This is a genomic window from Pseudomonas sp. R62 (genome assembly GCF_000257605.1).
GTDB lineage: Bacteria > Pseudomonadota > Gammaproteobacteria > Pseudomonadales > Pseudomonadaceae > Aquipseudomonas > Aquipseudomonas atacamensis.
The window spans coordinates 3,871,381-3,877,914 of sequence record NZ_JH635998.1; the positions used below are offsets into that span (position 1 = coordinate 3,871,381).

Genomic DNA, 6,534 nt, shown 5'->3' on the forward strand with positions numbered 1-6,534 from the left:
AGTGGTGTCACCGGTAAGACCTCTTTATAGGGTTCGCATGCGAGTGTAGTGGCTGGGCATTTAGGCGCCTAGCGCCGCTCGACGGGTTTGATCGGCTGCTGCAATCTGTATCGGCCGCCAGCTGTATAGATGAATGCTGGCGCTTGATGTGCAGATTGCCATCACTGTGCGGTGACTATAACGTCTTGGCGAGTGGCGGAATATAGGCGTCAGGTTTCGGACGACGGAAAAGCCCTACGCGGCCCGTAATCCAGGTCGAAGTCATTGATTTAAATAAATTTATATCAGGGGGTTGACGACCCCTCAATCCATCCATAGAATGCGCGCCACTTGCAGCGTAAAGCACACAGCGAAACGCGGCAGGGAGTGAATGTTGTAGTGTGTCCCCTTCGTCTAGTGGCCTAGGACACCGCCCTTTCACGGCGGTAACAGGGGTTCGAGTCCCCTAGGGGACGCCAATGCGGGAATAGCTCAGTTGGTAGAGCACGACCTTGCCAAGGTCGGGGTCGCGAGTTCGAGTCTCGTTTCCCGCTCCAATTTTAAACAGCAGTGCTTTCGGGCGGTGCTGAGTGAAACCAGAACCAAGTCTTCGGATGCGGATCTGGACACCGAAACACACACCATGTGTTCCGGGTAGTGTGTCCCCTTCGTCTAGTGGCCTAGGACACCGCCCTTTCACGGCGGTAACAGGGGTTCGAGTCCCCTAGGGGACGCCATTTGCGGGAATAGCTCAGTTGGTAGAGCACGACCTTGCCAAGGTCGGGGTCGCGAGTTCGAGTCTCGTTTCCCGCTCCAATTTCACAAAAAACGCCGATCAGTGATGATCGGCGTTTTTGTTTGTGCGCGTTTTATGGCGGCAATAAAAAAGGACCTTTTCACAGGTCCTTTTTTATTTTGAGCCCGGTCATTAATGATCGGGCTCAGGCAGAGCTTTACAGCTTCGGCAACTGCCCGACACGCCCCATCATTTCCGTGACGATCTGCAGATCCAGCAGGAACTGCTCGACGGTCTTGAATTCGCCATCGGTGTGGCCGGTGTACTTGGCCTCAGGTCGCGCCAGGCCGAATTGCACGCCGTTCGGCAATTCGTGAACCGAAGTCGCGCCAGCGGAAGTACCGAATTCCGACTTCATGCCGAGGTTTTCGCTGGCTACCGCAAGCAGCGCCTTGACCCATTCACCTTCGGGGTTGCGATACATCGGTTCGGCCACGGAATAGTCGAACGCTACAGCGACATGAGTCTTCTTGCTCCAGGCGTCCAGTTTCTCAGCGATCTCAGCCTTGAGCTTTTCCGGAGACTTGCCCTTCGGTACGCGCAGATTCACCGCCAGTTTGAAGGTTTTGTCATCCTCACCGACGTAGGTCAGCGAGGTGGTCAGTGGCCCCATGAACGAGTCGGAGAAGCCCACGCCGAGTTTTTTGCCCAGGTAGTCCAGGCCCCAGTTGTCATCGGCATAACGCGCGGCATCGGTGAACTGGTTGTGCTTGAGCGCGACTTTGCCGTCCAGGCTGTTGATGAAGCTCAGCATCCGCGCGACCGGGTTGACGCCGGACTCTGGTTCGGAGGAGTGCGCAGAAACCCCCGTCACGGTCAGTTTGACGCCTTTGCCATCAACCTTTGCCGCGACTTCAAAGTCGCCGCCATTGGCTTTGGCGTAGGCGTCGCCGGCTTTTTGCAAACTGGCGGCAAGCTCGGCTGGCTTGTCGGTTACCAGTGTGACCACCGAAGCGGACGGAATCTGGTTGGTCGCTTTGCCGCCGGTCATCGAAATGATTTCCGCACCGTTGCCTTCACCTTTGCGTTTGGCAAAGTTGGCCATGACAGTGCCGTAACCTTTTTCGGCGATTACCACCGGATAACCGCCGTCCAGCGCCATGTTGTAGGTTGGCGTCGGGTTGCGCTCGAAGTAATAAGGAATAGCGTCGCCGCTGGTTTCTTCAGTGGTGTCGACCAGCAACTTGAAGTTACGCGCCAGTGGCAGTTTCTCGTCCTTGATCACTTTCATGGCGTACAGCGCGACGACGATAGCGTTCTTGTCATCCTCGGTGCCGCGACCGTACATGCGATCGCCAATCAGCGTGACTTTGAACGGGTCGAGTTTGGTGCCGTCCTTCAGCACCCAGTTTTCCGGCGTCACCGGCACCACATCGGCGTGGGCATGAATGCCAACGACTTCGTCGCCTTTGCCGTCCAGAGAAATTTCGTAGACACGGTTATCGACATTGCGGAACTTCAAACCGAAGGATTCGGCGAGTTTCTGGATCTCGCCGGCAATCTTGATGAATTCCGGGTTGTCGTGTTGCTCCACGCCGTCCTTGCGGAAGGTCGGGATCTCGACGAGTTGGCGCAGGGTTTCCAGCGCGGCCTTGCCATATTTCACGCGGGTATAAATGCCCAGCAAGCGATGAATTTCATTCTGCTGGTCGGCGTTCAGGGTCTTGTTGTCGAGGAAGGCGCTGATGGACGGGGTGAGCTTATCCGACTTGGCTAGGTCGCTTTTCGCCAGGCTGCCAAGGAAGCTGCGGAAGTCCGTCAGGTTTTTGCCGTCGAAGGATTTCAGAATCGCTGCACTTTGCTCGGCAGTGATGTTGGCTTGTGCGGCACTGGTAAATGCGGTGAGGCTGGCCATGACGAGCGTAGCGGCGGCCAGTTTTTTCAGGGAAAAGACCATTGAACAGGCATTCCTTTGCTAGAGATTGGGAAAATATGTCTGACGCTTGCGGCAGAAACATTTTGCAACCTACCACCATGAGCAGGTGAAGAGGGAGTCACAAACTTGATCTGTCGCACAGAAATGCAAAAGAGGCGCACAAATGAAAAAGTCCCAGCAGCTAATGCCGGGACTTTTTTCTGTGGGTTACATCGATAGCATCAGGCGTCCGGCAAACAGAATGAGGATGACGCCCATGCTGCGCTCGAACCAGTGTCCAAGGCGCATGAACAGCAGGCGCACTTTGTTGCTGGAGAAAAACAGCGCGACGATCACGAACCACAGCGCGTTGACGAAGCACATCCACAAGCCATAGAACGCCTGGATCTGCAGCGGTGTGCTGGCACTGATGATCGTGGTGAAGATGGCCAGGAAAAACAGCGTGGCCTTGGGGTTGGTCGCGTTGGTCAGAAAACCGGTGCTGAATGCCTTGAACAGTGACTGTTCAACCAGTGGCTCATCGGCGGTTTTTTCGCCTTCGACGCTGCTCTTGGGTTTGCTGCGGATCAGGCTGACGCCCAGATAGAGGATGTAAGCCCCACCGACCACTTTGGCCACAGTCAGCAGCCACGGCGTGGTGTGCATCAGGGCGCCGACGCCGAGCAGGGTATACAGCACGTGCACGGAAATCCCCGCGCCGATGCCCAGCGCAGTGCAGATGCCGACAAGGCGGCCGAAGCGCACGCTCTGGCGGATGGTCACGGCGAAGTCCGGACCGGGCGCCACCACGGCGAGAAAGTGGATGGTCGCCAATGCGAGAAACTCGCCCAGGTAATTGGAAAGCATGTCAGCTCCAGAAAGTCAGAGGGGAGGCATTGCCGCGATAGCCGACAAAGAACGACAGGCTCAAACGCGGATCAGCCACGCCCGGAGTCACCGAGTGCATGCGCCGCGAATTGAACATGATGAAATCGCCGGGCTGCGGTCGTACTTCGAGGGCGGGCGGCCCCAGCAGCGACGGCTCGATGCCATAACTGTCGCCGCGCATTTCGTCGAATTGATCCGGGGTGATGTGGTCATTCCACATCTGCAAGGCGCCACCCTCGGTGGGCATGTTCAGGTAGACGTTGCAGGCGAATTGCGCCTCGAGGCTGCGCGCCTGAAAACTGTCCGGGGCGTCCTTGGCGAAGATGTCGTGATGAGCTAGAAAGCACACGCCGGGTTTGACCACCCGCGACAAGCCGACATACATCTTGCGCCCGTAAAGATTTTCCAGATGCGCGCCAGCGGGCCAGGACTCGTCGAGCATGCAGCGCAACGTGTCGATCGGCGAAGAGTAGGGCGCGCAGCGCTGGCGCAGTTCGTCGATGTTGCGACTGGCGCGTTCGAAGTAATCCTCGATCAGCAGCGGCTGGTTTTCCGCCTCGTAAAAGGCCATGCCGATACGGCCGATACTCGGCGCGTTGATGTAGCCTTCAAAGCCCGGGGCGAGGATCTTGTCGCCGATCTCGATCGCCAGTGGCTCGGGCAGAAAGCGTTTGACGCGGATGGCGAGGACTTCTTCGTTGGCCAGTTTTTTTATGCACATCTCATCGAGACGCTCGACGTCTAGCATCATTTGTTTTAGGTCCATCTATCGATAGTCAACGGAACCGGCGAGTGCGGTTCCCCGGCGTCGGACGCTGCGCGACGGCAACGTCCGAAATGCTCAATCCACGCTGTAGTGGACGGACAGCGTGCCTTTCTTCTGTGAAAGGGACGCGATCGTGACTGTGCCCAGATCCTTCAGGCTGCGTACGTGGGTGCCACCGCAGCCATAGGCTGGCAGCTCACCGAAACTGATTTCCCGCGCGCCCTCGCGCAGTGAAGTCAGACGCGGCAGATCGTGTTCGATCCACTGCTCGATACCGGTTTGCACGGTTGGCGCATCGACTTCTTCCGCGCCATCGCCCGGTTTGAATTGCACCCGGCCTTCGTCCGGCCAGTGGTGCGCTTTGATCGGCATCCAGCCCATGGCCTGAATGAAATGACCGATCAGGTGCCCGGCCGAATGCATGCGCGTGTTGAAGCGGCGGCGTTCTTCGTCGATGCGGATGACGGTCATGCCCAGCGGCAGCGGGCGGTCGACGAAATGCACAATGCGCTCCGCTTCCTGCACCACGCGCGACACCCGGCTTTCACCGATCCAGCCGGTGTCGCAAGGCTGACCGCCGCCCTGGGGGTGAAACAGGGTAGCGCGCAGCACTACGGCGAATTCGTTCTCGCGGGGTGTGCAGTCGAGGACTTCGACATTCGCCTTGAGGTCGTCACTGTGAAAAAACAGGCGAAGCGTCATATTCCATGCCCTGATCGAAGTTCTGTTTTTATTATATGAATCGTGCAATAACGTGATAATCCGTTCGAACATCAAAGGACTTGTGCGTCGTGAGCATCAATCTTCCGCTCCCGCTGTTGGGTGAAATGGCGATTTTCGTGAAGGTTGTCGAGACCGGCAGCTTCTCTGAAGCGGCGCGGCAGATGGGTTCCTCACCCTCGGCGGTCAGTCGCAGTATTTCCCGCTTGGAAAAGGCGTTGGCCACGCGCCTGCTGCAACGCACCACGCGCAAACTGCGCTTGAGCGATGGCGGTGAGGAGGTGTTCAAGCGTTGCCAGGAAATGGTCAGCGCGGCCAGGTCGGTGATGGAAGTCAGCGGCCAGTTCACCCACGAAGCCGAAGGTCTGGTGCGGGTCAGCGTGCCGAAAGCGGTGGGGCGCTTTGTGATTCATCCGCACATGCCGGAGTTTCTGCGCCGCTATCCCAAGGTCGACGTCGAGTTGTTGCTGGAAGATCGTCAGGTCGATCTGATCGATGATCATGTCGATCTGGCGATTCGCATCACTGATCGTCCACCGGCCGGTCTGGTCGGGCGGCAGTTGCTGACCATCGATCATTTGCTTTGCGCCACGCCGCAATACCTGGCCGAACACGGCACGCCGACGCATCCTCACGATTTGCTCAATCACAGTTGTATTTATCTGGGCGAAACGCCGAGCGATGCACGCTGGAAGTTCAAGAAGGGCAGTAAAGCGGTGACGGTCGGGGTGCGTGGGCGTTATGCCGCCAATCACACGGGGGTGCGCTTGGGGGCGGTGTTGCAGCACATCGGGATTGGCAGTCTGCCGTATTTCACGGCGCGTTATGCGCTGGAACAGAAGTTGATTGTGCAGGTGTTGCCGGACTGGACGTTTCTTGCTTCCTATCATGGCGGGTTGTGGTTGCTGCATTCGCCGACGCGTTATTTGCCGCCGAAGTTGCGGGTGTTTATTGATTATCTGGTGGAGTGTTTGCAGAAGGAGCCGACGTTGGGTAGGCCCGGGAAATCTGCCGGTGGGAGCAATGCGGCTGTGGCGTATGAGCTGCCGGAGAGTGAGGGGTTGCTTTGAGGTTTTTTTGGTGGGACTTGGCGGCCTTGGGGCCGACCAGGTTCTTGGGGTTTTGGGTGTATATCCGTTGCTTAGGTTGTCGCTTCTGGCGGTTTCGCCCTTACGGCGAGTCACTTTTTCAGACGCCAAAAAGTAACCAAAACGCTAGCTCCTGCGTTCGGCCCTCGCAGGCTCGGGTTCCTTCGCTGCGGGATCGATCCGGGCGCAGCGGCTAAGGTTTGCTTCGCTGCACCTCCTTTCGCTGTGTACGACTGCGTCGTACGGTCGCTGCGCTCCCACGCCCGGATCAATCCCTCCGCTCAGCCTTCCGACGTCGCCTGTGAATCAAGATCAAAAGCGGTACTCGAGCTTGCGCTCATTGTTTTGAGTGGTGAAAAGCGTGTGGTCTGCTTTGGATCTGTGTTGGATTCGCCCCTCACCCCAGCCCTCTCCCCGAGGAGAGGGAGCTGATTTGTGTGCT

At 57.7% G+C, this 6,534-nt stretch carries 5 protein-coding genes and 4 tRNA genes; 5 read left to right on the forward strand and 4 right to left on the reverse strand.

Annotation, left to right across the window (positions count from 1 at the left end; genetic code table 11):
• The first annotated feature begins 382 nt into the window (after nucleotides 1-382).
• From OQK_RS18380 to OQK_RS18395, 4 genes are all read left to right on the forward strand, one after another.
• Nucleotides 383-458: transfer RNA gene (locus tag OQK_RS18380), tRNA-Glu, on the forward strand.
• A gap of 2 nt (nucleotides 459-460) precedes the next feature.
• Nucleotides 461-536, forward strand: a tRNA-Gly gene (locus OQK_RS18385).
• A 104-nt stretch (nucleotides 537-640) separates the two neighbouring features.
• Nucleotides 641-716: transfer RNA gene (locus tag OQK_RS18390), tRNA-Glu, on the forward strand.
• 3 nt (nucleotides 717-719) lie between these two features.
• Nucleotides 720-795, forward strand: a tRNA-Gly gene (locus OQK_RS18395).
• 137 nt (nucleotides 796-932) lie between these two features.
• Here OQK_RS18395 and OQK_RS18400 read toward each other — a convergent pair.
• The 4 genes from OQK_RS18400 to OQK_RS18415 form a co-directional block, all read right to left on the reverse strand.
• Nucleotides 933-2,672, reverse strand: coding sequence for a dipeptidase (locus tag OQK_RS18400; protein ID WP_016773666.1), 1,740 nt, complete (start codon nucleotides 2,670-2,672; stop codon nucleotides 933-935).
• A gap of 186 nt (nucleotides 2,673-2,858) precedes the next feature.
• Entirely contained in the window at nucleotides 2,859-3,497 is a 639-nt protein-coding gene (locus OQK_RS18405) for a LysE family translocator (protein WP_016773667.1), read from the reverse strand.
• Nucleotide 3,498: 1 nt separating this feature from the next.
• Complete coding sequence (locus OQK_RS18410) at nucleotides 3,499-4,269, reverse strand: 2OG-Fe(II) oxygenase (RefSeq protein WP_016773668.1); 771 nt, start codon at nucleotides 4,267-4,269, stop codon at nucleotides 3,499-3,501.
• Nucleotides 4,270-4,359: 90 nt separating this feature from the next.
• Nucleotides 4,360-4,986 (reverse strand): serine-tRNA(Ala) deacylase AlaX, encoded by a 627-nt coding sequence (locus OQK_RS18415; protein WP_016773669.1) that lies wholly within the window; start codon nucleotides 4,984-4,986, stop codon nucleotides 4,360-4,362.
• An 89-nt stretch (nucleotides 4,987-5,075) separates the two neighbouring features.
• On the opposite strand from OQK_RS18415, the gene OQK_RS18420 reads away from it, so the two are divergent.
• Nucleotides 5,076-6,074 carry a LysR family transcriptional regulator gene (locus tag OQK_RS18420; RefSeq protein WP_016773670.1) on the forward strand — a complete coding sequence of 333 codons (999 nt, stop codon included), beginning with the start codon at nucleotides 5,076-5,078 and terminating at the stop codon, nucleotides 6,072-6,074.
• Nucleotides 6,075-6,534: the final 460 nt, after the last annotated feature.

Excerpts from the sequence above, each read along its gene's own strand:
- OQK_RS18400 (WP_016773666.1), bottom strand. The coding sequence starts at position 2,672 with ATGGTCTTTTCCCTGAAAAAACTGGCCGCCGCTACGCTCGTCATGGCC.
- OQK_RS18405 (WP_016773667.1), bottom strand. The coding sequence starts at position 3,497 with ATGCTTTCCAATTACCTGGGCGAGTTTCTCGCATTGGCGACCATCCAC.
- OQK_RS18410 (WP_016773668.1), bottom strand. The coding sequence starts at position 4,269 with ATGATGCTAGACGTCGAGCGTCTCGATGAGATGTGCATAAAAAAACTG.
- OQK_RS18415 (WP_016773669.1), bottom strand. The coding sequence starts at position 4,986 with ATGACGCTTCGCCTGTTTTTTCACAGTGACGACCTCAAGGCGAATGTC.